The 24,074-nt window shown below is 45.8% G+C and carries 25 protein-coding genes; 22 read left to right on the plus strand and 3 right to left on the minus strand.

The window, feature by feature from the left end:
* The first annotated feature begins 265 nt into the window (after window positions 1-265).
* The 3 genes from AC1DPK_RS19260 to holA all read left to right on the plus strand — a co-directional run bounded on the left by AC1DPK_RS19260 (window position 266) and on the right by holA (window position 3,070).
* Complete coding sequence (locus tag AC1DPK_RS19260; RefSeq protein WP_053376850.1) at window positions 266-814, plus strand: RNA polymerase sigma factor; 549 nt, start codon at window positions 266-268, stop codon at window positions 812-814.
* Window positions 815-828: 14 nt separating this feature from the next.
* Window positions 829-1,776: an anti-sigma factor gene (locus AC1DPK_RS19265; protein ID WP_477511389.1), complete on the plus strand. Its 948-nt coding sequence runs from the start codon at window positions 829-831 to the stop codon at window positions 1,774-1,776.
* A gap of 259 nt (window positions 1,777-2,035) precedes the next feature.
* The gene (holA, locus tag AC1DPK_RS19270; RefSeq protein ID WP_076266863.1) at window positions 2,036-3,070 is read left to right on the plus strand and encodes a DNA polymerase III subunit delta; all 1,035 of its coding nucleotides are present in this window, start codon (window positions 2,036-2,038) and stop codon (window positions 3,068-3,070) included.
* A 162-nt stretch (window positions 3,071-3,232) separates the two neighbouring features.
* On the opposite strand, the gene rpsT is transcribed toward holA, so the two are convergent.
* Entirely contained in the window at window positions 3,233-3,505 is a 273-nt protein-coding gene (gene rpsT, locus AC1DPK_RS19275; protein WP_053376847.1) for a 30S ribosomal protein S20, read from the minus strand.
* A gap of 217 nt (window positions 3,506-3,722) precedes the next feature.
* Here rpsT and gpr point away from each other — a divergent pair, with 217 nt between their 5' ends.
* The 13 genes from gpr to AC1DPK_RS19340 all read left to right on the plus strand — a co-directional run bounded on the left by gpr (window position 3,723) and on the right by AC1DPK_RS19340 (window position 16,414).
* Window positions 3,723-4,730 carry a GPR endopeptidase gene (gene gpr, locus AC1DPK_RS19280; protein WP_339203486.1) on the plus strand — a complete coding sequence of 336 codons (1,008 nt, stop codon included), beginning with the start codon at window positions 3,723-3,725 and terminating at the stop codon, window positions 4,728-4,730.
* Window positions 4,731-4,933: 203 nt separating this feature from the next.
* The gene (gene spoIIP / locus AC1DPK_RS19285) at window positions 4,934-6,187 is read left to right on the plus strand and encodes a stage II sporulation protein P (protein ID WP_441881051.1); all 1,254 of its coding nucleotides are present in this window, start codon (window positions 4,934-4,936) and stop codon (window positions 6,185-6,187) included.
* Between the two features lie 17 nt (window positions 6,188-6,204).
* The gene (locus AC1DPK_RS19290; protein WP_441881052.1) at window positions 6,205-6,642 is read left to right on the plus strand and encodes a hypothetical protein; all 438 of its coding nucleotides are present in this window, start codon (window positions 6,205-6,207) and stop codon (window positions 6,640-6,642) included.
* Window positions 6,643-6,722: 80 nt separating this feature from the next.
* Entirely contained in the window at window positions 6,723-8,540 is a 1,818-nt protein-coding gene (gene lepA / locus AC1DPK_RS19295) for a translation elongation factor 4 (RefSeq protein ID WP_441881053.1), read from the plus strand.
* Window positions 8,541-8,685: 145 nt separating this feature from the next.
* Window positions 8,686-9,855, plus strand: a complete 1,170-nt coding sequence (gene hemW / locus AC1DPK_RS19300) for a radical SAM family heme chaperone HemW (RefSeq protein ID WP_477511354.1) — start codon at window positions 8,686-8,688, stop codon at window positions 9,853-9,855.
* An 83-nt stretch (window positions 9,856-9,938) separates the two neighbouring features.
* Window positions 9,939-10,409 carry an N-acetyltransferase gene (locus tag AC1DPK_RS19305; protein ID WP_076266869.1) on the plus strand — a complete coding sequence of 157 codons (471 nt, stop codon included), beginning with the start codon at window positions 9,939-9,941 and terminating at the stop codon, window positions 10,407-10,409.
* A 199-nt stretch (window positions 10,410-10,608) separates the two neighbouring features.
* Window positions 10,609-10,884, plus strand: coding sequence for a hypothetical protein (locus AC1DPK_RS19310; RefSeq protein WP_076266870.1), 276 nt, complete (start codon window positions 10,609-10,611; stop codon window positions 10,882-10,884).
* A gap of 261 nt (window positions 10,885-11,145) precedes the next feature.
* Window positions 11,146-12,171 (plus strand): heat-inducible transcriptional repressor HrcA, encoded by a 1,026-nt coding sequence (hrcA, locus tag AC1DPK_RS19315; RefSeq protein WP_076266871.1) that lies wholly within the window; start codon window positions 11,146-11,148, stop codon window positions 12,169-12,171.
* 52 nt (window positions 12,172-12,223) lie between these two features.
* Window positions 12,224-12,784: a nucleotide exchange factor GrpE gene (gene grpE / locus AC1DPK_RS19320; RefSeq protein ID WP_477511355.1), complete on the plus strand. Its 561-nt coding sequence runs from the start codon at window positions 12,224-12,226 to the stop codon at window positions 12,782-12,784.
* 83 nt (window positions 12,785-12,867) lie between these two features.
* Window positions 12,868-14,700: a molecular chaperone DnaK gene (gene dnaK / locus AC1DPK_RS19325; protein ID WP_339203473.1), complete on the plus strand. Its 1,833-nt coding sequence runs from the start codon at window positions 12,868-12,870 to the stop codon at window positions 14,698-14,700.
* Window positions 14,701-14,799: 99 nt separating this feature from the next.
* A complete protein-coding gene (dnaJ, locus tag AC1DPK_RS19330; protein WP_076266874.1) occupies window positions 14,800-15,930 on the plus strand; it encodes a molecular chaperone DnaJ in 1,131 nt (376 codons plus the stop codon).
* A gap of 110 nt (window positions 15,931-16,040) precedes the next feature.
* The gene (locus AC1DPK_RS19335) at window positions 16,041-16,208 is read left to right on the plus strand and encodes a YfhD family protein (protein WP_076266875.1); all 168 of its coding nucleotides are present in this window, start codon (window positions 16,041-16,043) and stop codon (window positions 16,206-16,208) included.
* The gene (locus AC1DPK_RS19340) at window positions 16,208-16,414 is read left to right on the plus strand and encodes a hypothetical protein (RefSeq protein WP_076266876.1); all 207 of its coding nucleotides are present in this window, start codon (window positions 16,208-16,210) and stop codon (window positions 16,412-16,414) included. Before AC1DPK_RS19335 ends, AC1DPK_RS19340 begins: the two co-directional genes overlap by 1 nt.
* Window positions 16,415-16,554: 140 nt before the next feature.
* Here AC1DPK_RS19340 and AC1DPK_RS19345 read toward each other — a convergent pair whose 3' ends face one another.
* Window positions 16,555-16,836 carry a TetR/AcrR family transcriptional regulator gene (locus tag AC1DPK_RS19345; RefSeq protein ID WP_477511356.1) on the minus strand — a complete coding sequence of 94 codons (282 nt, stop codon included), beginning with the start codon at window positions 16,834-16,836 and terminating at the stop codon, window positions 16,555-16,557.
* 230 nt (window positions 16,837-17,066) lie between these two features.
* On the opposite strand from AC1DPK_RS19345, the gene prmA reads away from it, so the two are divergent.
* The 5 genes from prmA (at window position 17,067) to AC1DPK_RS19370 (ending at window position 21,571) form a co-directional block, all read left to right on the plus strand.
* Window positions 17,067-18,065: a 50S ribosomal protein L11 methyltransferase gene (gene prmA, locus AC1DPK_RS19350; protein ID WP_477511357.1), complete on the plus strand. Its 999-nt coding sequence runs from the start codon at window positions 17,067-17,069 to the stop codon at window positions 18,063-18,065.
* Window positions 18,065-18,739, plus strand: a complete 675-nt coding sequence (locus AC1DPK_RS19355) for a site-2 protease family protein (RefSeq protein WP_076266879.1) — start codon at window positions 18,065-18,067, stop codon at window positions 18,737-18,739. Before prmA ends, AC1DPK_RS19355 begins: the two co-directional genes overlap by 1 nt.
* 111 nt (window positions 18,740-18,850) lie before the next feature.
* A complete protein-coding gene (locus AC1DPK_RS19360; RefSeq protein ID WP_339203463.1) occupies window positions 18,851-19,627 on the plus strand; it encodes an RsmE family RNA methyltransferase in 777 nt (258 codons plus the stop codon).
* Between the two features lie 5 nt (window positions 19,628-19,632).
* Window positions 19,633-21,024 (plus strand): tRNA (N(6)-L-threonylcarbamoyladenosine(37)-C(2))-methylthiotransferase MtaB, encoded by a 1,392-nt coding sequence (gene mtaB, locus AC1DPK_RS19365; RefSeq protein ID WP_477511358.1) that lies wholly within the window; start codon window positions 19,633-19,635, stop codon window positions 21,022-21,024.
* Window positions 21,025-21,139: 115 nt separating this feature from the next.
* Complete coding sequence (locus tag AC1DPK_RS19370; RefSeq protein WP_076266880.1) at window positions 21,140-21,571, plus strand: NUDIX hydrolase; 432 nt, start codon at window positions 21,140-21,142, stop codon at window positions 21,569-21,571.
* A 2-nt stretch (window positions 21,572-21,573) separates the two neighbouring features.
* On the opposite strand, the gene AC1DPK_RS19375 is transcribed toward AC1DPK_RS19370, so the two are convergent.
* Window positions 21,574-22,548 (minus strand): Na/Pi cotransporter family protein, encoded by a 975-nt coding sequence (locus tag AC1DPK_RS19375; protein ID WP_477511359.1) that lies wholly within the window; start codon window positions 22,546-22,548, stop codon window positions 21,574-21,576.
* A 107-nt stretch (window positions 22,549-22,655) separates the two neighbouring features.
* Here AC1DPK_RS19375 and AC1DPK_RS19380 point away from each other — a divergent pair, with 107 nt between their 5' ends.
* Window positions 22,656-24,065: a class I SAM-dependent rRNA methyltransferase gene (locus AC1DPK_RS19380; protein WP_477511360.1), complete on the plus strand. Its 1,410-nt coding sequence runs from the start codon at window positions 22,656-22,658 to the stop codon at window positions 24,063-24,065.
* Window positions 24,066-24,074: the final 9 nt, after the last annotated feature.

Genomic DNA, 24,074 nt, shown 5'->3' on the forward strand with positions numbered 1-24,074 from the left:
AGGTATTCGACTTCTTTCTATATACGAGTTAGTTGAAATTTGGTATCCTTTAATGTGGAGTTTATTTCGATTCTTTCACAGCATAGCGAGTATCTGTAAATTTTTTATGGTTTTTTCCTGCTTCGTGCATTCAAGACGGTCCGCTTGGGGACAATCGCTCTGCTTGTTAAAACTTACTAAAAAAAATAAAGTAATATTTCTAATTTATCTGCAACTTTTACCGCAACCAGTTCGTCAGAATGGTTGCAAGAGAGGGGGATCCTTCGTGGTGGAGCCGGAGCTTATAAGAGCCGCTCAGTCGGGAGATCGCGACGCTTTAATTACTCTATTGCGAGAGATTGAAACGCATGTTTATCGGACAGCCTATTATATATTAAATAATGAACAGGATGCCCTTGATGCAGCGCAAGAAGCGCTAATTCGCATCTATACAAAAATAGGCTCGTACGAAGAAAAAGCGCAGTTCAAAACATGGATTCAACGTATTGTAACCAACATTTGCATTGACAAGTTTCGGAGAAATAAACCGACCGTCTCAATAGATGAGCACGACATGGTATTCCACGAAAAACAAAACGTGGAGGACGAGGTAATGTCTGCTTACGCTGTTAAAGACATTCAAGCCGCTATCGACAAGCTTCCTGAGCATCATCGTGCGGTCGTCGTCCTTCGGTATTTACAGGATTTCTCTTACAATGAAATTGCAGATTCGCTCGATTTGCCGCTCAATACAGTGAAATCCTATTTATTCAGAGCTAGGCAACAGCTGCAGACTTTACTCCATGATTATCAGAAAGGTGGTGTCCGGGGATGAATTGTCAAGAGGTGATGGAACTAATGCAAAGACAGCTAGACAACGATCTCGATGAAAGCGAAATCGAAGTCTTGATGAATCATACTAGACAGTGTCCGGACTGTGCAGCCATGTTCGAGCGGTTACAGCTATTGTCCGCCGAGCTTACCAGTTTGCCAAAAGTTATGCCGAGCTATAGCTTAGTCGATGCGATTATGCCTCAATTAGAGCGGATGGAACTGTTTGGTCAGGCTGAAGCGGAACCGCCATCCATGGTTAGCAGAACGGAAGCAACAAAACGTCTTTCGAAGCGTCAACGCCGCTGGCCGTCCATGCGCATTATGAGTGGTGTGATCGCAGCCGGAATCGTTGCAGGCCTGTTTATCGTAACGTATAATTCAGACTCGATTGGCGATATGAATGCATCACAATCTTCAGCCAAGCGATCGAATAACGTCGCGGCTGATATGATGAGCGAAACGCCAGTGGAAATGTCTTATAGACCGAGCGCTAACGGTGCTGAAGACCCAGAAGTGAAGACGGAAACGGCAAATAAAGATAAAGAAGCCGATTCATCGCCAACGTCCAAGAGTACCGCAATCAATCCTTTAACCAATGAAGACAAAGCGCCTGATGGTGGGTCATTTGAGGATGGCTCAGTCAAAGGCTTAACTTCGAATCCTTCTGAAGGATTGGTTGAAAAGGAAGGCGAGAATGGTTTAGGTGTGAATACGAACAGCACGGCAACGGTTTCACCCGATGGCCTCTATAGCGGCAAGGCTGAAAATTTTAAAATTAAAGTTGTTGCTGCTGCCGATCAATCTGTCGTCTTCACATCACCGCGCAAAAACGGTGAGCTGCTCAATCTGGTCTGGTCTGAGGACAGCAAAAAACTGACCTACGAGGTTCATGTTGAACAAGGAGCAATTGAGAAGTATGTGATCGATTTATCTACGCTGACGGAGCAGAAGGCAGGGCATTAACTTAGAAATTGCTCGCTTCAGCACAGATTGCGGTCTGCAAAAATTAAGGGTTATTACGCACATTTATATCGATTTATGCGTATAATGTTAGCAGCGATAGTGTCTGCGACGAATCCTTAACGTCGTATGACCATCCGCAGGGCGGTACCATGGACCTGCCTGCGAATGTTTATATAGATGTTCGGCAAAGGGATGAGGCTTTATATGGCTCATCCCTTTGTTGCCGTCTAATTGTACTTACTCGTGACGAGGTGAAGGTATGGATGCAAAGGAAGCATTAAAAGAAATAAAGGGCGGACGCTTCCGTCCCATTTATGTGCTGTATGGCAAGGATCGTTATCGGCTGCAGCAATTTATTAACGTATTGACCGAGGCGATGTTTACAGCTGAGGAGCGAGAGCTTGGCATTGTTAAATTTGATACAGCGGAAACCTCGATTGAAGAAGCGGTTCTTGAAGCGGAAACATCGCCTTTTTTTGTGCAGCGGAAGCTGATTTTGATACGAGATGCGACTGTGCTGTGTGCTGGAGGCAAGGAAGGCGGAAAGCTTGAGCATCGTCCTGAGAAGCTGATTCAGTATATGGAGTATCCTTCAGAGACATCCATTATCGTTATTTCTGTCCAATCAGAGAAGCTGGATGAACGTCGAAAGCTTGTAAAAACGTTAAAGGATCGTCATTCCTTAGTTCCGTTCCCTGAACTCGATGCGGCTCAGCTTAAGCAATGGATGATTAAGCGGGCAACAGATCAGCAAAGAACCTTGTCTTCAGATGCGGCTGAGCTGCTCCTATCACGCGCTGGAGCGAATATGCAGCAATTGTCGCAGGAAGTGGACAAGCTGTGCTTGCACGCGGGAACAGGCGGTGTCATTGATGTAGAGACGGCATCTATGCTAACTGCAGCAACAGTTGAGGAGGACGTATTTGCGCTTGTGGATGCGATCGCTGAGCTTCGCATTGACAAGGCTATTCGTCTATACAGAGAATTGCTGGTTCGTCGTGAAGAACCAATCAAGATCGCCGCTCTTATCGCTAGGCAATTAAGAATCATGCTGCAAATCAAAGAGCTGGAGCAGCATCACTATTCCCCTCAGCAAATGGCTGGCCAATTAGGCTTGCATCCATACGCAGTCAAGCTTGCCGCGGAGAAAAGCCGGAAATTTCAAGTGGCTAGACTTGGCAGGCTGCTGGCTTCACTTGCAGATCTCGATTATAAAATGAAAACCGGAGCAATTGATAAAACGCTCGGTTTAGAGCTGTATTTGCTTTCACTTGGCATGGAGAAGGGCGCATAGCGTTCTTTCCATTGCCTTTTTTTTATGTGAAAAGCTGATAAGCAGCATGGAACAACAAAAAAGCTTCACCGCTCGATAAGAGCAGTGAAGCTTTTTTTGTTGTGCTAAACGAATTTCAGTTGACCAGATGGACAACGTCATTCGTATGAGCGGTTATCTTGCTTAGGCTTGAGCCGAAAGGGCATTCAGACGTTTAGCAAGACGAGATTTTTTGCGGGAAGCCGCATTTTTATGAATCAGGCCTTTAGTTGCTGCTTTGTCCAACTTTTTCGTTGCAGCGATAAGAGCTGCTTTAGCAGCATCTACATCAGTGCCAGCGATAGCTTGGTCAGCAGATTTAACGGCCGAACGAAGTGCGGATTTTTGGGATGCATTCAAAGCACGACGCTTTTCACTTGTTTTAACGCGTTTAATCGCGGATTTAATATTTGGCATGGAATTCACCTCCTAAACTGTTTACAACGGTTTATCTACATCATAAACCTAGACAACACAACTTAAAGTATATTATCATGCCACTCCTCAAAAAGCAATAGCAGGAAGCTCCTTATAAAAACTGTATTCCGTAAGGATGAAGGCTCATCTACGAGTATGAAAATAATCCATCTGCAAACAATAACATCAGAACTGGTGTTTGAAGGGAGAATGAGCAATGGAGAACGAACTTGATTTGCAAAAATATAATGTTAGAACAGACTTGGCGCTTGAAGCGAAGGAGATGGCAGAGGCGCCAAGCGGCGGGCCTATACCAGGCATACAATCCGAAACTTCTGAAGATGAAGGAATAACGATTACGCAGTTGCATGTTCAAAACGAACAAGGCGCTCAGGCCATTGGCAAAATGCAAGGGCATTATGTGACGATTGAGGTTCCGGAGCTGCGAAAAGGGGATACGGGACTGCAGGATAGGGTGGCGACACAGTTTGCCAAACATTTTGAAGCTTTCCTTGAACGGTTGTCCATAAGTAAAACAGCGCGAGTTCTAATTGTAGGTTTAGGCAATTGGAATGTTACGCCTGATGCGCTTGGTCCAATTGTTGTTGAGAATGTAATGGTCACTCGCCATTTTTTCGAGCTGATGCCTGATCAAGTGGCGCCTGGTTATCGCGCGGTAAGTGCGGTAGCGCCTGGAGTGCTTGGCATAACGGGTATAGAATCCAGTGAAATCGTTCAAGGTATCGTTGAGAAGACGAGTCCGGAACTCGTCATTGCGATTGATGCATTGGCATCTAAAGCATTAGAGAGAGTGAATACAACGATCCAAATTGCAGATACAGGCATTCATCCAGGCTCTGGCATCGGGAATAAACGAAAAGGGCTTACAAAAGAAATTTTAGGTGTCCCGGTCATTGCGATCGGAGTGCCTACCGTTGTTTATGCTTCGACCATCGTCAACAACACACTTGAGATGATGAGCAGTCATTTTAAGAAACAAAGCGCAAACTCGGATCAAATTTTAGGTTTGGTAAATCAGATGGAAGAAAACGAGAGGCTGCAGCTTGTCAGGGAAGTGCTCAGTCCGCTTGGCCATGATCTGCTGGTTACGCCAAAGGAAATTGATGAATTTATAGAGGATATCGCCAACATTATAGCAAGCGGGCTAAATGCATCGCTGCACGAAGCGGTTGATTCAAGCAATGTTGCGGCGTATACGCATTAAATTCCTAGGATAATTAAGAAGGAAGCTTTCTAAAGGCATAACCTTTGGACAGCTTCTTTTTTTTGCGCGATTCGCTATTTTGTATCCCTATAACTCTATCAACGCTAATTATTCCACATAGATTTGGTTCTATGAACTCTATCACTCTCATAGTTTAGTAGTGACTAATGGGCTAGCACTATGAAGCGGGAGGTAATAAACCAATGAAAAGAAAAATTATGCTGCTTGATATAGGGAAGGAAAGTAGACGAGTGAGACAATTGCTAGTAACGGGACGTACATTCGCGTTGCTCTCATTTTGCTCAATGGTATTTTTTATTTTGTTAGGAGCAGCGGGTATGGCGCATCAGCAAACGACAGCTTCGCCTGTAAATTCAATGAAAGGTTTTGCTGCTGCTGTATCGAGCGGTTTTTTTGGGGATATGCTAGAGATGGAGATGCCTGCATTTCAAAGCAGTCGAGAGACAGATACGTTTACATCAAAGCAAATTAGCGCGTTTCTTATGAGAGCTTTAACAGATATTAATCCTAACGATCCCAAAAGCCTGCTTGCAGGCGAGCTGCCTGGCATGGGGGTTAATGATGCTTACTTAATACGCAAAGGCATCGGTACGGATACAGCGGTGGGGCCGGAAGATAATGCACCGATTACATATGATCCGCTTGGCGAATTGCATGAGGATACAGGAACAGATGTATCGAATAATGGGACGACAGAAGGAAATGAGGAGGAGCCGCTGCCGGTACAGACAGACAAGCCATCTTCAGGAACTGGCGAAGGTGATAACGGGGAGCCGGCGAAACCTACGACTGGCGGAAAAAAAGTGGCTTTTATCTATCACTCGCATAATCGCGAATCCTGGTACCCTGAGCTGACAGACAAGAAGAAAGATCCGAATTCTAGTACAAAAAATATTACACTGGTTGGCAAACGACTTGCCCAGAAGCTGGAGGAGAAGGGTGTAGGCGCACAGCACTCGAACACCGATTATCCAACGGCGATTAAAGGTTATGATTGGAACTATTCCTATAAATATTCGATGAAAACGGTGAAAGAAGCCATTGCCAGCAGCAAGGATTTGAAGTTTTTCTTCGATCTTCACCGGGACTCGCAGAGGCGGAAAGAAACGACCATCGATATTGATGGCAAAAGCTATGCGCAGGTTTATTTCATTATCGGCCATAAAAATCCCAATTGGGAAAAAAATGAAGCCTTTGCGACAAAAATTCATGAAGCGCTCGAAAAAAAATATCCAGGCATCTCTCGCGGAATTTGGGGCAAAACAGCCTCATCAGGCAATGCCGAATACAATCAATCGCTAGCTGAGGATAATGTCCTTATAGAAGTAGGGGGCGTAGACAACACCCTCGAAGAGTCCTATCGAACAGCGGATGCGCTAGCAGCAGTTATTTCCGAAATTTACTGGGCAGACGAGAAGGCATCAACAAAAAAGTAGGAGGGGGCGAAGAATAAGTGAAACGAAATGCGCTAAAATGGACGGTGCTGGGCGGTGCTTTGGCGATAATCATCATGTATGGCATTGATATGTCCTCTTCGGGCATCGAGCGTATATATGGACCTATAGAAGGCTCAAGCGGGTACACAGAGATTCTGCAGACAGAGCAGAATGTGCAGCCAGTTAATGATTTTCAGAAGGAACAGCAGCAAAAGATTGCCCAGCTTGAGCAGGAGCTTAAAGAACTAAAGCGACTTGCTGCATATGATGACGAAACCACAGGAGAAACGGCCGAAACCTTTCCTGCCGAAAATGAAAGGATGCCTGGTCTTCCGCTTAAGAGTGACCAGCCGGCAGTAAATAAGATCGCAGATTCAACCTCTGGTTTGCTGCAAAATATGTCAAGTGAAGGCATTCGAATGGTCGTATCTATATTCGATGGGCTGACGAAGTGATAATGAACATTGCTGGTCTTCCCCTTAACTGATATAATAGGAGGAATGATTAGCATTATTGGAAATTGTGGGGGTTAGGCATGACTGACGTACGTGACCGACAAAAGAGAATTAGGAATTTTTCCATTATCGCGCATATAGACCACGGAAAGTCTACGCTTGCTGACCGGATCTTAGAATTTACCGGCGCTTTGACATCTCGCGAGATGCAAGAGCAGGTTCTTGACAAAATGGATTTGGAGCGGGAACGCGGAATTACCATCAAGCTGCAAGCGGTACGCTTGGCATATAAGGCAGATGACGGGATCGAGTATATACTCAATCTGATTGACACGCCTGGACACGTCGACTTTACATACGAGGTTTCACGCAGTCTCGCTGCTTGTGAAGGTGCTTTGCTCGTTGTTGACGCTGCGCAAGGCATTGAAGCGCAAACGCTGGCTAACGTATACTTGGCGTTAGACAACAATTTGGAGATCGTACCTGTTATTAACAAGATCGATTTGCCAAGTGCGGAGCCTGAACGGGTAAAGCAGGAAATCGAAGATGTCATTGGATTAGACGCCAGCGACGCGGTACTTGCTTCCGCAAAAGCGGGAATCGGCATTAAGGAAATACTGGAGCAGGTTGTTACGAAGATGCCTTCACCAGAAGGAGATCCAGATCAGCCGCTTAAAGCGCTTATTTTTGACTCCCATTATGATCCATACAAAGGCGTTATCGTTTATGTACGGGTTATGGATGGAAGCATCAAAGCAGGCAATAAAATTAAGTTTATGGCAACGGGAGCAGAATTCGAGGTCATCGAGGTTGGGGCATTCATGCCGAACATGGCGATCGTGAAGGAGCTTGCGGTTGGTGATGTTGGTTTTGTCGTTGCGGGCATCAAGAACGTGAAGGACACGCGTGTCGGTGATACAATTACGGATGCGAAGAAACCTGCACCAGAACGTCTGCCAGGCTATCGTCAGATTAACCCGATGGTATTCTGCGGACTCTATCCAATCGAGACACAGGACTATAATGACTTGCGTGATGCGCTTGAGAAGCTGGAGCTTAACGATGCATCACTCAAATATGAGCCGGAATCATCAACTGCTTTGGGCTTTGGTTACCGCTGTGGATTTCTTGGCTTGCTTCATATGGAAATTATTCAAGAACGGATTGAACGGGAATTCAACATCCCGCTTATTACGACAGCACCAAGCGTAGTTTACAAAATTACACTGACAAATGGCGAAACGATGGAGATTGATAATCCATCGAACTATCCTGAAGCAGGCAAGCTTGACTTCGTAGAAGAGCCTTTCGTTAAGGCTGCTATCATTGTACCAAATGACTATGTCGGCGCAATTATGGAGCTTTGCCAGAACAAGCGTGGCGAATTCGTGAATATGGAATATTTGGATTTGAATCGTGTAACGCTTACGTATCAATTACCTTTGTCAGAAATTGTGTATGATTTCTTCGATCAGTTGAAATCAAGCACAAAGGGTTATGCATCGTTCGATTACGAGATATCGGGCTACCGCAGATCCAATCTGGTCAAAATGGACATCATGCTTAACAATGAACAGGTTGATGCTTTGTCTGTCATTGTCCACCGCGATCGTGCTTACCAACGCGGCAAGGTTATTTGTGAAAAGCTGAAGGAACTTATTCCGCGTCAAATGTTCGAGGTGCCGATTCAAGCATCTATCGGCAACAAAATCATATCGCGTGAGACAGTAAAAGCAATGCGTAAAAACGTTCTTGCCAAATGCTACGGCGGTGACATTAGCCGGAAGCGGAAGCTGCTTGAGAAGCAGAAGGAAGGCAAGAAGCGGATGAAGCAAGTAGGTAGTGTAGAGGTGCCGCAGGAAGCGTTCATGGCGGTACTCAAAATCGGCGAGGATTAAAACGTACGAGGATGAGGGAGGGCGCAGCTCTCCCTCTTTTCTATTTTAAGTGAACTGTATTTACCGACTTATATTTCAACGCGGGACGTGAGCCTGCCGCTTTAATGCAGTGCCAGCCGTTTACGCTTGAAGGAGAATGTTAACGATGAACATTACGCAATCACCACGCGCTTTATATATACACATCCCTTTTTGCACGAATAAATGTCATTATTGCGATTTCACTTCCTATGTACTAAAGGGACAGCCTGTTGATCAGTATCTCGATGCGCTTGAGCAAGAAATGCAGCGTACAGTTGCTGAATGGCCGCCAGTAGAAATTGATACTGTTTTTGTTGGTGGAGGTACGCCTACCGTACTGACTCCTCCGCAAATGGATAGATTTCTAAAAGCAGTACGCACTTATTTCCCGCTTGCTCCAGATGTGGAGTTTACGATGGAAGCGAATCCAGGCACAACGGACATAGACAAGCTGACAGCTATGAAGGAAGGCGGCGTGAACCGGATCAGCTTCGGGGTTCAATCCTTTGATAATGGATTGCTGGAGCGTATTGGCCGCATTCATAGCGTAGATGATGTATATCGCAGTATCGAGAATGCACGCAAAGTTGGATTTACTAACTTATCAATCGATTTGATGTTTGGCCTGCCAGGTCAAACAGTTGAGCTGTTAAGAGACAGTGTGAACAAAGCGATGGAGCTGGGATTGCCCCATTACTCCATCTACAGTCTAAAAGTAGAAGAAAATACGTTGTTCCATAAGCTCTATGAGCGTAATGAGCTGCCATTGCCCCCAGAGGAAGAAGAGTTTAATATGTTTATTTTGCTAATGGACATGTTGAAAAAAAATGGATACGGCCACTATGAGATTAGCAATTTCGCCGAACCAGGTTATGAGAGCCGCCATAATTCCACTTACTGGCGCAATGAGCCGTATTACGGTCTCGGAGCGGGCGCGCATGGCTATGTCAATCGCATGCGTCATGTCAATTTAAAAGGGATTACACCGTATATCGATGCGGCTTCAAGCAAGCTTCCGCGCCTTGAAACGTTTGAAGTTACTGAAGCTGAAGCGATGGAGGATTTAATGATGGTTGGGCTCAGGCTGCTGAGCGGAGTTCCGGCATCACGCTTCTCGAACCAATTTGAAGGCCAGAAGCTGGAGGACAAGTTCGGTAATGTTATTCATAAATTAATGAAGGATGGCCTGCTGGAAGCTGAGCAAACAGAAGACGATATCATTTATCGATTGACTGACAAAGGTGTGCTTCTCGGGAACGAAGTTTTTGGTGCTTTTATCGGATATAACGGCTAAAATACTCTTGAGAAAAAATTCGTTGTGGTGTATATTTATTCATATTGATTTTGATCTTGCACCGGGTGGAGGCGAATGCACAAATGCAGGCAGTACAGGTCGTATGTCGAAAAGCAACGTCTAATGATATCGAGACATTGTTTGAACTAATTAAAGGTTATGCAGAGCAAGGCATTATGCTGCCTCGCACTCGGGAAGCGCTCGAATATATGATAGATACATTCGTCGTCGCGGAAATTGGGGAAGAAGTTGTTGGCTGCGGTTCACTGCTGCGGCTAGGGAAAGAATTGGTTGAGATTCGCTCGCTTGGCATGTCGGATGGCTACAAGGGCGTAGGGATCGGCAGCAAGCTGGTAGAAGCGTTGATCGAGCAGGCTAGAGAGCAGCAAATTCCGAAGGTGATGGCTTTAACTTATGCCGTGTCCTTTTTTGAGAAAAATGGCTTCAAGGTCGTTGATAAGGAAATTTTCCCGGAAAAGGTTTGGAAGGATTGCATCAACTGTCCAAAGCAGCTTGCTTGCGATGAAATAGCTGTACTGAGAATGTTGAATTAAAGCACATTTTCCGAACGCATCTTCTTTTATTGAAAATAAACCACTCTCCTTTAGCGCTTGCATTAGGACTATTGGGAAAGTGGTTTTTTTGTTTCATTCAACTAATATGTTAGTTTGTCCGAACTCGTTGATAGTAATGCTGCGCGTTTTGGTATATAGTCAAGGTAGATGTTTATTGTCATATAGAGGAGAAATAAAAATGAGCCAAAAAAAAGATCAAATCGTAGCAGTAGAGGATAAGCTAAAGCATGTAACGACAGTGCTTTTGAAGAAATGGGCAGGATTTAGCGGGTTTTATGGTTTTAAAGCAATGGGTTACGATGAACTGTTCGCTTTGCTAAATACAAATGGCTGGAAAGTTATTATAGATGACTCCGTTTCACCTTATCGTATTGTAGAGCTATACCAAGGTGAAAATCGCGTGAGAAGAGAAAAGTTTGCAACAGATGAAGCAGGAAGAGTTCATAAAGTGTAATTGTTTGTAGAATAAGCCGCTGCGCCAACATATATTGCTGGCACAGCGGCTTTTCTTTAAGCCATAGCGGAGTTTCCTTGGGTGATTAAATCGTTTATTAGATGTTTAAATTGAATTAGGCGCATGAAAAATGCCGAACTGACTTGACAATCGACAAGCTGGTTTGGTATTTTTGTAGTAATGATTAGCACTCGATCGGATTGAGTGCTAACGAAGGTACATCGAAATAACGGATTTGACATTTACGTAGGGGGAATTCGAATGCTGACGGAGAGACAACGGATGATTTTACATGCAATTGTGGATGATTATATTCGCTCGGCTGAACCAGTAGGCTCACGCAGTATTTCGAAGCGCGGCGACGTTGGCTTTAGTCCGGCAACCATTCGCAATGAAATGGCGGATTTGGAGGAGCTAGGCTTCTTAGAGCAGCCGCACACGTCAGCAGGGCGTGTTCCATCAACGAAAGGTTACCGTTATTATGTCGACCATTTAATAAAGCTTAGCGAAGTGGATGAGAAAGACATTGGTGTGGTTCGCTCGTTCGTAACGGACAAAATGAATCAAATGGAGCAGGTTATTCAACAAACGGCGATGATTCTCTCCAATTTAACCAATTACACATCTATTTTGCTTGGACCTGAAATGTTCAGCACATCGCTTAAGCATTTTGGCCTTGTGCCGCTTGATCAAACATCAGCAGTTGCTATTATTGTGACGAACACTGGACATGTTGAAAATCGAACGATTTCAATTCCTGACGGCCTGAAAATGGACGATATGGAAAAGGTCGTTAACATTTTAAACACAAGATTGGTTGGCGTTCCGCTGATTCGTCTAAGGTCGAAGCTTTACACTGAAGTTGGGCAAGAGCTTGAAAGGCATGTTGATCATTATGAACAGCTGCTGCAGGTACTGGATCATGCATTGCAGAATGAGGATGAGCACCGAATCTTCTTAGGCGGAACAACCAATATGCTGACACAGCCTGAATTCAAGGATGTAGACAAAGTAAAAACGATTTTGGATTTGCTTGATGAGACACCAGCCATAATGAAAATGTTTTCCGGCCTTCCGTCAGGTATACAAGTACGTATCGGGACAGAAAATGACCATAAGGCAATTAGCGATTGCAGTCTTATCACAGCAACCTATGCCATTGATGGCCAATCGCTGGGAACGATCGGCATTCTAGGACCAACGCGAATGGAATACGGCAAAGTCATTAGCTTATTGGATATTATATCCAAGGATATGGCGGTTCTTCTTGGCCGCTGGTACAAGTAATTAATGATATTTTGCCAAGTTTACTTCGTAAACTTTTTTAGGAGGTGATTGCATGAGTACGAAAGAACAACATAATGAGGCAGCCGAGGCTGTAGAAGAAGTGGTATCTGCTGAGCAATCAGATCAAGCAAGCGAGGATACTGTAAACGAGGTTGTGGAAGAAGATTCGCGTTATGCGGAGCTTGTGAAGCTGGCTGAGGAGAAAGAGCAGCGCTTCTTGCGCGCACAAGCGGATTTCGATAACTTCCGCCGTCGTACAATGAAAGAAAAAGAAGAACTCGGACAGTACGCATCGATGAAGCTGATCGGTCAACTGCTTCCGGTTGTAGATAATTTTGAGCGCGCTGTAGCAGCCGCATCCGTTAACGGTGATTTTGAATCACTTGCGAAGGGTGTAGACATGATTTTCCGTCAGCTCGAGTCAACACTTGAGCAGGAAGGCCTTAAAGCTATGAACGTAGTTGGCGAGCCTTTTAACCCTGAATTCCATCAAGCGATTATGACAGTAGATTCCGATGAGTATGAAGAGGGTATCATTGTTGAGGAAGTTCAGAAGGGCTATATCTTGAAAGACAAGGTATTGCGTCCAGCGATGGTTAAAGTAAGCAGTTAAACGGTAAAACTTTTTCTCGATAAATGAGACAAAGCAAGCTGTTATTAGGATAAAATATAAAAATTGTAGGAGGAACTATAGCTATGAGTAAAGTAATTGGTATTGACCTTGGTACAACAAACTCTTGCGTAGCAGTAATGGAGGGCGGAGAAGCAGTTGTTATTCCTAACCCGGAAGGCAACCGCACAACTCCTTCCGTAGTAGGTTTCAAGAAAGATGGCGAGCGTGTTGTTGGTGAAACAGCAAAACGTCAAGCGATCACAAACCCTGATCGTACAATCAGCTCTATTAAACGCCACATTGGTACGAACCACAAAGAAAAAATTGACGATAAAGATTACACACCACAAGAGATTTCTGCAATCATTTTGCAAAAATTGAAAGCTGATGCTGAAGCTTACTTGGGTCAAACGGTAACGCAAGCCGTTATTACGGTTCCTGCTTATTTCAATGACAGCCAACGTCAAGCGACTAAAGATGCTGGTAAAATTGCTGGTCTTGAAGTTCTTCGTATTGTCAACGAGCCAACAGCTGCAGCACTGGCATACGGCCTTGAGAAAACAGAAGATCAAACGATTCTTGTTTATGACCTTGGCGGCGGTACATTTGACGTTTCCATTCTTGAGCTTGGCGATGGCTTCTTCGAAGTTAAAGCGACAAGCGGCGACAACAAACTAGGCGGAGATGACTTTGACCAAGTTGTCATCGATCACCTTGTTGCTGAATTCAAGAAAGAGCAAGGCATTGATCTTTCCAAAGATAAATCAGCTGTTCAACGTTTGAAAGATGCTGCTGAGAAAGCGAAAAAAGAACTTTCCGGCGTATTGACTTCAGCTATCTCTCTTCCGTTCATTACAATGGTTGACGGCGTTCCTCAGCATTTGGAGCTTAGCCTTACTCGCGCGAAATTTGAAGAGCTTGCAGCTTCCCTTGTAGAGCGTACGCTTGGACCTACTCGTCAAGCGCTTAGCGATGCAGGAATGTCCCCAAGCGATATCGATAAAGTTGTACTCGTGGGCGGATCGACTCGTATTCCAGCGGTACAAGAAGCAGTTAAAAAATTGATCGGCAAAGAACCGCATAAAGGTGTTAACCCAGATGAGGTTGTAGCTCTTGGCGCAGCTGTACAAGCGGGCGTATTGACTGGCGATGTGAAAGACGTTGTATTGCTTGACGTTACTCCATTGTCGCTTGGTATTGAAACAGCTGGCGGCGTGTTCACTAAGATGATCGATCGCAACACTACGATTCCTACAAGCAAATCGCAAGTGTACTCCACATATGCGGACAATCAACCGGGCGTTGAAATTCACGTCTTGCAAGGTGAGCGCTCGATGGCGGCAGGCAACAAAACGCTTGGTCGTTTCACATTGAACGATATTCCTCTTGCACCACGCGGCGTTCCGCAAATCGAAGTTACTTTCGACATCGATGCGAACGGTATCGTAAACGTGTCTGCTCTTGATAAAGGAACAGGCAAGAGCCAAAAAATTACGATTACATCTTCAAGCGGTCTAAGCGATGATGAAATCAACCAAATGATGAAAGATGCTGAGCTTAACGCTGAAGAAGATCGCAAACGTCGTGACCTTGTTGAAGCAAAAAACAGCGCTGACCAATTGGTTTACTCCGTTGACAAAACAATTAAAGATCTTGGCGATAAAGTTGACGCTTCTGAAATCGAAAAAGCTAACGCTGCAAAAGAAAAAGTAGTTGCAGCACTTGCAACAGACGATCTTGAGCAAATCAATGCAGCAGCTGAAGAGCTGACTGAAATCGTTCAACAGCTTTCAGTTAAGCTTTATGAGCAAGCTTCACAAGCAGCTGAAGGTGCTGGCCCAGAAGCTGGCGGCGCTGCAAAAGGCAAAGACAATGTAGTAGACGCTGACTATGAAGTGGTTGACGATAATAAATAAAGTGTAGCGAGCGAGAGGTCAAAGACAGGCGCTACCTGGCTTTGACCTCCTTTCGTGCTTATAGAGGAATCATAGGATATATAGCGGAGGTGAGAACAGGTGGCAAGCAAACGCGATTATTATGAGGTTCTTGGTGTTGGCAAGGATGCTTCAGCAGACGATATTAAAAAATCATACCGTCAGCTAGCACGTCAATATCATCCCGATGTAAATAAAGCTGCAGATGCAGAAACGAAGTTCAAGGAAGTTAAAGAAGCTTACGATGTACTAAGTGACGATGGAAAACGTTCAACGTATGACCGGTTCGGCCATGTTGATCCAAACCAAGGTATGGGCGGCGGAGGCGGCGCTGATTTCGGCGGAGGCTTCGGCGATATTTTCGACATGTTTTTTGGCGGCGGAGGCGGTCGTCGTGATCCGAACGCACCGCAGCGCGGCAATGACCTGCAATATACAATGACAGTTGAGTTTAAGGAAGCGGTATTCGGCAAAGAAACTGAAATTACGATTCCTAGAACAGAAACTTGCGATACCTGTCATGGTGATGGAGCTAAGCCGGGTACGAAGCCGGAGAGCTGTTCGGTTTGTAAGGGCAGCGGACAGCAGGAGGTTGTTCAAAATACGCCATTTGGCCGTATGGTCAACCGTCGTGCTTGTACGAATTGCAGCGGAACAGGCCGCGTAATAAAAGATAAATGTACAACTTGCCATGGCGCGGGTAAAGTGAAGCGTCAACGCAAAATCAACATCCGTATTCCAGCCGGCGTAGATGACGGAGCTCAAATCCGTATGTCTGGCGAGGGTGAGGGCGGTCTTCGCGGCGGTCCTGCGGGCGACTTGTATATTGTTATCCGTGTGAAGCCGCATGAGTTTTTCGAACGTGAAGGCGATGATATTTATTGCGAAGTTCCGCTTACATTCGTGCAAGCAGCTCTTGGCGATGAAATTGAGATTCCTACGTTAACGGAGAAAGTGAAGCTCAAGGTGCCAGCTGGCACACAAACAGGCACTTACTTCAGACTCAAAGGCAAGGGTGTTCCTAAGCTTCGTGGATACGGTCAAGGCGATCAGCATGTGAAGGTTACTATCGTAACACCAACGAGCTTGACGGATGATCAGAAGGACCTGCTTCGTCAGTTTGGCGGGCTAAGCGGCGATTCCGTATCGAATGATCAAGAACATCATGAATCTATATTCGAAAAAATGAAAAAGGCGTTCCGCGGTGAATAACCCGGCACGTCTTTTTTTCTTCCCACGGCTGTATAGAATGGGGTGGATTAACATACTCTATTCGGGTAGGAAAACCATACATCAACACACAACCGGAGGGAACTAATACGATGACAAACAATAACAACAACAATAACAGCTTGGAGAAAACAAACTTTGGCAACCTGCCTGTAGGCGAAAACGAAGATGTGGAATTTTCTGAAGAGCTTGCTGACGAAGCAGATCGCAAAGCTGCTCAGCGTGCAGCTGCAGCTGATGAGCGCAACGAGCAGGCATAATGAGCCATATTGAAATCCAAGCGACCTTCGAGGGTGAGGGTGCTGCTCAGGAGACGATGCGGAAGCTTCAAGCGCTGCGTGCAATTGAAGTGAACGGGTTGCTTGACAGTGGATTGCTGACGGCAACCATAGATGATGAAGTCGCCGAACGCGCGCTTCATCTTATTAAACAAATGGGCGGCAACGCAAATACAATTATTACTTAAACATAAAAAGGGACTGTGGGCTAGTATAGCCTTCAGTCCCTTTTATTCGTTTGAACCATTAAATATGAGCTGCTACTAGAAGCTCCAGCTGTGCAGGGCGCAGCGATTGGACGAGAATGTCACGCCATTCGCTGTACTTGCTATGCTTTCGAACCGCAGTGAATAACCGGCATTTGCTGCGCCTGCTCAACGAACTCTCTGTATTCTTTTTGGCCGCTTTCTACCAGCGCTTGGAATATGTCCTCTTTTGAGCGAAAATATTTATAAACGTTGCCAACGCTAATGCCGGCCGTTGCAGCAATATCAGCTATCTTGGTTGCTGGCAATCCTCGCCGTGCTATCACATGCATCGCTGCTTCTAGTATTTGGCGCTGCCGCTCATCACGCAGCTTCTGATCTTTTTCAATATTTCTAGGTGACATAATTGCAGTAAACCTCCCGACGATAAAAAGCTTGCTGGAATTGTAATTATCCTCTTCCAGATTCCGTAACGATTGTAGCATAAATACAGCAGTCGGTCTCTTGTGTCATTTTTTTGTGCAAAGGCACTACTCTGGTGTACAATAGATGTTAGGTTTTTAAAGCGAAACGTTTGTCTAGTCGACCGCGGTCGGCGATAGCCGTTTACGATTGGCATTGGAGGATATTACATATGAAATGGTTTGAACTTACAATTTCAACAACTGAAGAGGCGCAAGAGATGATATCCAACTTTTTGCATGAGATGGGAGCAGGAGGCGTATCCATTGAAGAATCGGGTACACTCAGCAAACAGCGTGATACATCATTTGGACAATGGTACGAAACGCCGCTTAACGATATTCCAGAAGGCCAAGCGATCATCAAGGGCTATTTTGGAGAAGACACCGATACCGATGCGTTAGTTGCAGCGATTAGACCTCGTGTCGAAGAGCTTCGTGAATTTGATATTGATCCCGGAACTGTAGAATATATCGTTGCAACTGTAGATGATGAGGATTGGGCGACTGCATGGAAGCAATATTTCAAGCCGATTCGCATTTCCGATAAGTTAACGATTAAGCCAACTTGGGAAGAGTATGAAGCAGGTCCGGATGAGCGCATAATCGAGCTGGATCCAGGAATGGCTTTTGGAACAGGGACACACCCTACGACCTCATTGTGTCTGCAAACGCTCGAGTCTGTCATTCGCGGCGGAGAAGAAGTCATTGATGTCGGCACAGGATCGGGAATACTCGCTATTGGAGCTTGTCTGCTAGGCGCGAAGAGCGTACTTGCGGTTGACCTTGATCCCGTTGCTGTTTCCAGTGCCAAAGAGAACGTGTCGCTAAACAATCTTTCGGAGAAAGTTGAAGTGCGGCTTAGCGATTTGCTTGGTGTAATTAAGGAAGAATCTGCTGGAGGAGAACAAGCAGCTGCGAATGGCGCTTTTAGAGTTACCGTGCCCGTAGATCTTGTTGTTGCTAATATTTTGGCAGAAATCATCCTGATGTTTGTGGACGATGTATTTGCGGCATTAAAACCAAACGGAATTTATATTGCTTCCGGCATTTACAAAAATAAAGAAACCGATGTAGAAGAAGGATTAATTCGTCATGGATTTGAAATTATTGAGAAGCGCCGCGATGAGGATTGGATCGCAATCGTAGCGAGAAAGCCACAGGTGATTTAATGGACTTGCAAAGCTTTTTGCGATTTCCGCTGGAGGATTTGCCATTTATCGTATTGGCTTTAATTATTGCATTTACCGTGCATGAGTTCGCTCATGCTTACAGCGCTTATAAATTTGGTGATGATACTGCTTATAATGCTGGACGTGTAACCCTAAACCCGCGTGTGCATCTGGATGTACTAGGGACGCTGTTGATTCTCATTGCCGGATTTGGATGGGCGAAGCCCGTACCGGTAAATCCAAGCAAATTCAAAAGTCCGAGAATGATGAGCATTGTAGTGACCGCAGTAGGACCGTTAAGCAATTTGCTCATGGGTACGATAAGCATTTTTATTTATGTTGCGATTTTGGCTTCAGATATTTTAAGCGGAGCATCTGTCGGTGTGGATGCAGCTGTACATCGATTTTTTGATTATTTTATTTGGTATAATTATTTATTGTTTATTTTTAACCTTATTCCGCTTCCTCCGCTTGACGGCTACCGGATCATCGCAGATCTGTTGCCGCTAAAGCTTCGTTACAAAATGGATCAAAATGTGCAGTGGGGAATGTTTATCTTTTTATTAATCGTATTTATTCCGCCGCTTCGTAAAGTAACACTTGATCCTGTACTTGGGTTAGGCGCAGATTTAATGAACAATACGTTTGCGTGGGTTTACCAGATTTTCTTATAGAGGCTAGGCGGCCGTTCGCAGGCTGCTGGCAACGGTTTCTGATAGATTTAGTGAACACAAACATGTTATTATGAAGGATGGAATTTGTTTAAGGGTGGTTGGAAAAAGATCATGCAACGATATTTCATAGCGGCGGAGCAATTTAGCGACTCTGAAATCCGCCTAATCGGCGACGATGCGCATCACGCCGCAAGGGTTATGCGCACGAAGCCAGGCGATAAGTTTATTGTCAGCGATGGGGAGTCGCGCACGGCGCTTGTCGCTGTGCTTGAAGCATCTGCAACACTCGTAACCGCAGAAATTGTTGAGATGCTAGGCAATGATAGTGAGCCGAAATGGGCAATAACGCTCGCTCAGAGCTTGCCTAAGGGCGACAAAATGGAGCTTGTGATACAGAAAGGAACAGAGATTGGTGCTTATGCATTTGTTCCCTTTCAGTCCGAGCGCATGGTCGTTCAATATGATGCAAAGAAGGAAGCAAAGCGCATAGAGCGATGGAGTAAAATTGCGAAGGAAGCGGCAGAGCAGGCACATCGCAACCGTGTTCCGGCGATTGAGCCGCTGCATAGCTGGCGTGAGCTCATAAAGTCTATGTCCAATTACGATTTGGTTTTATTTTGTTATGAGCGTGAAGGTCATCTTGCCCATGGCAGAGGCGTTCGCACAGCGATTAACGAATGGACCGAACAAGCAGGCGAAGTGAGCTCACCGAAAGTACTGCTCATTATTGGTTCTGAGGGCGGCTTCACGGATCGTGAAGCGGACGAGGCAGAAGCAGCTGGTGCTGTGCTGGTTGGACTAGGCAGAAGAATATTACGAACGGAAACAGCGGGCATCGTAGGATTAACCTGCTTATTATATGAATCCGGAGAAATGGGAGGAGCGTAACAACTATGCCAACAGTCGCATTTTATACGCTGGGCTGCAAAGTAAACTTCTATGATACAGAAGCGATCTGGCAGCTATTTAAAAACGAAGGTTATGAACAGGTCGATTTCGAATCGACTGCTGATGTTTACTTAATTAATACATGTACGGTAACCAATACGGGAGACAAGAAGAGCCGTCAAATCATTAGACGCGCTGTTCGTCGCAACCCCGATGCTGTCATTGCGGTCACGGGCTGTTACGCTCAGACCTCTCCAGCAGAGATTATGGCTATTGAAGGCGTCGATCTTGTCATCGGGACACAGGACCGGGAGAAAATTATGACGTTCGTGAATCAAATTCACGATGATCGCCAGCCGGTTAACGCCGTCCGCAACATTATGAAGACTCGTGACTTTGAGGAACTGAATGTACCGGACTTCTCGGAGCGGACGCGTGCTTTCTTGAAAATTCAAGAGGGCTGCAATAACTTCTGTACGTTTTGTATTATTCCATGGTCACGCGGTTTATCTCGCAGCCGTGCTTCAGAAAGCGTGCTAGAGCAAGCTAGACAGCTCGTTGCATCCGGCTACAAGGAAATTGTGCTGACGGGTATTCACACTGGCGGCTATGGCGATGATATGGAAAATTACAATCTAACAAGTCTGCTATGGGACTTGGACAAGGTAGAGGGACTAGAGCGCATTCGAATTAGTTCGATCGAAGCAAGTCAAATCGACGATGCGATGATTGATGTGTTGAACCGTTCAAGCAAAATGTGCCGCCATCTGCATATTCCACTCCAAGCAGGTGAAGACTCCGTATTAAAGCGGATGCGCCGTAAATATACGACTGCAGAATTCGCAGCAAAAATTAAAAGATTGCATCAGGCAATGCCTGGCGTTGCCATTACAACGGATGTTATTGTCGGTTTCCCTGGAGAAACGGAAGAAATGTTCGAAGAGGGCTTCCGCTTCATGGAAGATTTGAAATTTGCTGAAATGCATGTGTTCCCTTATTCGAAACGCACAGGTACGCCTGCTGCTCGAATGGACGAGCAAGTGGATGAAGAAGTGAAAAATGAGCGCGTGCATAAGCTAATTGATTTGTCTGAGAAAATGCAGCTTGCATACGCTGAGCAATACGTTGGCCATGTTCTCGATGTAATCCCAGAGCGCGATTACAAGGGTGCCCCGGGTACTGGACTTGTTATGGGTTATACGGATAACTATATCCAGGTCGTATTCGACGGCACAGAATCGCTGATCGGCAAGCTTTGCCGAGTGAAAATCACGGAAGCAGGCGTCAACGAATGCCGCGCCAAGCTTGTTCGTGTGATGGAAGATCATCCTGCCGCAGCGAGCAGCATGGAGCAGCACACCTTCGTGCTGGAGCGTCCGGAAGCGATAAGAGCCTAGCTATAGCTTGACAAAATGCGGGGATTCCTTTGCTTATCGATTCCTTTTGTGGAAAAGATGGAGGAATCCTTTGCTGCATATACAATCTGTTTAATGCTGCAAGGGGGAAACGGACATGAAGGAAATTTCAGCAGGCGGTGTCGTTTATCGCCGCACCGAGGAAGGAAAACTGCAAATCCAGCTCATTCAGGATCGTTACGGAAAAGTTTCGCTGCCAAAAGGAAAAATGGAGCCCGGCGAAACGATTGAACAAACCGCTTTGCGTGAAATCGTCGAAGAAACGGGTCTTGAAGGGGTGATCATCGCTCCGATTGATCAAATTAAATATAAATATGAGCATGAAGCCTTCGGGATGGTCGATAAAGAGGTTCATTATTATTTAGTTGAGGCTGTTGGAGGATCTCTGCATGCACAAGTAGAAGAGATCCGCGGCGTCGATTGGTTTGAGCCTGGAGAAGCTTGGAGACGTCAAAAGCAATCCGGATACGATAACAATCATCGCATCGTTGCAGGAGCATTCCAGCTGCTCGGTTTGCAAACGGATTAGTGTTAAGTAACGGGATCAAGGCGCCTAAATGCGGGCAGATAACAAAATGGCAGAGCGATCAATGAGCTTAGAATATTGAAAATCGTTTGCGTATGAGCGATTTGCCCTGCTGCAGACGAGGATATCCATTCCGATATCGTCGCAAGCTCGCCGATGAACGGCATAAACAGCAATGCGCCTCCAGCGTTTAAGATGACATGCGACCATGCCACATACTGCCCTGCCTTAGTCCCACCTATAGAGGCTAACAATGCTGTCGCACAAGTCCCGATGTTTGCGCCGAGAACGACGGCGATACCAAGTTCAATAGGCATCGCGCCTATAGATACGAAACCCATAATGATACCAATAACGGCTGCGCTGCTATGAACAGCAGCTGTAAGAAGCGCACCCGCTGCGAGCCCCCACCATAAGCTCTCATTTGCTTTTCCAAGAAACCAGCTGAACATGGGGCTGTCTTGGACGGCAGAGCCTACGCCTTGCATCATCGTCATCCCAGTAAGGAGCAGAGCGAAGCCGCACAGAACGACAGAGGTCGAACGAACTGCTGGAAGCCAGCGCGCGTTCCGAACAGCAGGAAACAGACGTAATTCTCCTAGTAAAGCCGTTGCCAGCCACATTCCGATGGAGAGGATGAGCAAGGGGACGGCAAGTTTATTTAAATTTAGACCAATTAGCTCTGTCGTTATGCAGGTGCCAATATTCGTACCGAGTATTATGCCTAGTGTACGCGGGAATGTAAGCAAGCCGGCATTGACCATTCCAATGGCAATAACCGTTACGGCTGTGCTGCTTTGAAGAAAAGCAGTTGTGACCGTTCCGATTGCTAGTCCGTGAATCGGGGTTGCGGTTGATCGTTTTAGGATTCCGGTCAAATACGGACCGGCTAATCGATGCAGCGCCAGCTCCATCAGCTTCATGCCGCACATGAAAACAGAAAACCCAAGCAGCATTGGAATGAGTATAGTCTGAACCATGGTTTGGACTCCTTATTATTTATTTCAAGTTTTGATTCGTAAATATACATATGCTGCAAGCAAGACAAGCATGACTAGCAAGTCCAATGAGGGGAAGCGAGATAAACGTGAGCAATCCAAAAATATTTCTTCTAAAAGCAAGGAAAAAGAGGCTGGAGCAAGGACATCCATGGGTCTATGCGACAGAAATTGATCGTTTGGAAGGCAATGCAGAGCCGGGTGATTTGGTTGATGTTGTTAACCATCAAGGACGTTATTTAGCAACAGGCTATTGGAATCCAAAATCACAAATTACAGTAAGAATCGTTGCACATACGCCAATCGCTGCGATGGATGCAAGCTTTTTCCGTGATCGCCTTCGTCAGTGTCAAGAGCATCGCCGTCGCTTCGTTGCGGATGCCGATTGCCGCTTAGTTTACGGGGAAGCGGATTTTCTTCCTGGGCTTGTTGTTGACCGTTTCAACCATGTGCTGGTGCTTCAGCTTTTGACTCTTGGGATGGATGTAAGAAGAGAAGCGCTGATTGAGGCGTTGATTGACGTATTTCAGCCTGTCGGCATCTATGAGCGCAGTGATGTAGGTGTTCGAGTGCTTGAAGGATTGGAAGAGCGGACGGGCGTGCTTTACGGCGATTGCCCATCCATTATTGAAATTGAGGAAAATGGCTTGAAGCTTGAGGTTGATATTGTTGAAGGCCAGAAAACAGGCTATTTCTTCGATCAACGTGAAAACCGTGCTGCCATTGCTCCGCTTATGAAAGGCTGGGGAGGCCGGAGCGGTATTCATCTCGTAGAGCGTGAAGCACTGGAATCAGGCTCTATTCCAACCGAGGCAAGCGTTGTAAGTAAATCATCTGGTACATCCGATTTAGTGCCGGTGAACGCGAATGGCAAAGTGGTCACTTTTCCTTTCTGGGATGGCGCATCGGTGCTTGAATGTTTTGCCCATACAGGAAGCTTCACACTGCATGCTTGCAAATATGGCGCCAAGAAAGTAACATGCTTGGATGTTTCGGAGCACGCCATCGAAACCGCAAAGCGCAACGTTGAGCGCAACGGGTACTCCGATCGGGTCGAGTTTGTTGTCGCAGACGCTTTCGATTATTTGCGCGTTCAAGTGAAAGGGCTCGACGAGAGAAAACAGCGCGCTCTTGGCGGCGTAGATACGTCTAAGAAGATGGAAGGCGGAGCGGGGCGGACCTGGGATGTTGTTATTCTTGATCCGCCGGCATTTGCAAAAACGAAGAGCGCAGTAGCAGGCGCATGCCGCGGCTACAAAGATATCAATTTACAAGGCTTAAAGCTTGTGAATGAGGGCGGATATTTAGTTACGGCAAGCTGCTCGTATCATATGCGTCCTGAGCTGTTTCTGGAAACGATCCAAGAAGCGGCTGTAGATGCAGGCAAGCTTCTTCGTTTGGTTGAATGGCGCGCGGCAGGCAAGGATCATCCTCAGCTGCTCGGCGTGAATGAAGGACATTACTTGAAATTCGCAATATTTGAAGTACGAAGCAAATAATTGATTTAA

The sequence above is a fragment of the Paenibacillus sp. 01T424 genome, from assembly GCF_056398745.1.